Below are 1,725 nucleotides of genomic sequence, written 5' to 3'. Positions count from 1 at the left end.
TTCGCCGACTTCACGAACTGGAACACCCCGATCGACCAGCCCTGGTTCCACCCGCGCAGCGCGAGGCCGAACGCGGCGGTCGACTTGCCTTTCATCTCGCCGGTGTGGACCACGACCAGCGGCCGGTTGCGGCGCTGCCGGGTGGTCCGGCCGTCCTCGGGGACGACTTCGGGTTTGCCTTGTGGCATCGGTGTTTCTCCCCCTCTACGCGGCGCGGGCGGCGCGAACCACGCCCGCGACCGAGTCCGCCGACAGTTCTTCCAGACGAAGGCCGGTGCCGCCGAGCGCGGCGGTCAGCTTGCCCGCCAGGCCAAGCCGGACCGGGCCGCTCTCGCAGTCCACGACCACACTTGCCGTGCCTTCGGCGGCGATCATCGCCGCCGCCCGCATCGCGTCGCCGACAGCGTCGCGGGAGACCGCCACGGTGGCCCGGCCGTCAGTCACCACGACCAGGAGCGCGCGCCTGCGCGGGTCGCGGAGACGTTCCACGGCAAGGGTTTTCCGGGCGCGGAGCAGGCCGTCGGCCAGCGGGGTGCGCCCGCCGGTGCGCAGGTCGCGCAGCCGGGCGACGGCCGCCTCCACCGACGAGGTCGGGGGCAGTGCCAGCTCCGCGGAGGACCCGCGGAAGGTGACGAGTCCGACCTTGTCGCGGCGCTGGTAGGCGTCGCGCAGCAGGGAGACGACGGCACCGGTCACGGCGGACATCCGCTTGCGGGCGGCCATCGAACCGGACGCGTCGACCAGGAACAGGACCAGGTTGCTCTCCCGGCCCTCGCGGACGGCTTTGCGCACGTCGCCGGACCGCACGATCAGCCCGGCACCGGTCCGGCCGCGATCTCGCTGATACGGGGCCGCGGCGGTCAGGGTGCCGACCAGGTGGATTCCGGAGCCCTGTGAGGTCGATGCCCGCAGCGCCCGGCCGGACCCGGCGCGCGATCGGGATCGGCGGCCTGGCGCGCCTTCGCCGACACCGGCGATCTCCAGCTGCCGGGCCCGGAACGCCGGGTCCGGGGTGGCCGGGGCCTGACCGCCGGAGGGCGTTGGCGGCGCTTCGGCGTTCTGCGGCCCCTGCACGGGCCCGGTCGGTCCGTCGCCGGGCTCGGGAGCACCCCCACCGGGACCATCGGGTCCGGGGTCCGGGTCGGGTTCGCGATCAGCCTCGTCGGCAGCGTCTTTGAGAGCTTGATCAAGCTGGTCCTGCTCGATGCCGGGCTCGTCGAACGGGTCGCGCCTGCGCCGGTGGGGCAGCGCCAGCCGGGCGGCCACCTCCACGTCGGACTCCTCGACCCGCTCCGCGCCCCGCCACGCGGCGTGCGCCACGGCGGTGCGGGCCAGCACGAGGTCGGCACGCATGCCGTCGACGTCGAACGCGGCGCAGACCGCGGCGATGCGGCGCAGCTCGGAATCGGGCAGCGACACCTCGGGCAGCGCCTTGCGGGCCGCGACGATCCGGGTCGCCAGCTCGGCGTCGGCGTCGGACCAGCGCTCGGCGAACCCGGCCGGGTCGGCCTCGAAGGCGAGCCTGCGGCGGATGACCTCGGTGCGCGTCGGCACGTCCCGCGAGGCGCGCACCTCGACGGTGAGCCCGAACCGGTCGAGCAGCTGCGGCCGCAGCTCACCTTCCTCGGGATTCATGGTGCCCACCAACAGGAACGACGCCGCGTGCGACACCGACACCCCGTCGCGCTCGACGTGCGCGCGGCCCATCGCCGCGGCGTCCAGCAG

The 1,725-nt window shown here is 74.7% G+C and carries 2 protein-coding genes; both read right to left on the bottom strand.

What is annotated here, in order from left to right; all coding sequences use genetic code 11:
* Positions 1–188, bottom strand: a 188-nt coding sequence (locus ACRDSQ_RS28390; protein WP_431425249.1) for a cob(I)yrinic acid a,c-diamide adenosyltransferase, incomplete at its 3' end; no start/stop codon positions are given.
* Between the two features lie 16 nt (positions 189–204).
* Positions 205–1,725 (bottom strand): VWA domain-containing protein (locus ACRDSQ_RS28385; protein WP_431425248.1); only part of this gene is annotated, 1,521 nt, incomplete at its 5' end.

This window comes from Actinokineospora sp. (assembly GCF_050699995.1).
GTDB lineage: Bacteria > Actinomycetota > Actinomycetes > Mycobacteriales > Pseudonocardiaceae > Actinokineospora.
The sequence above is the reverse complement of the archived record's forward strand: the minus strand, read 5'-3'. Positions and strand labels throughout refer to the sequence as shown.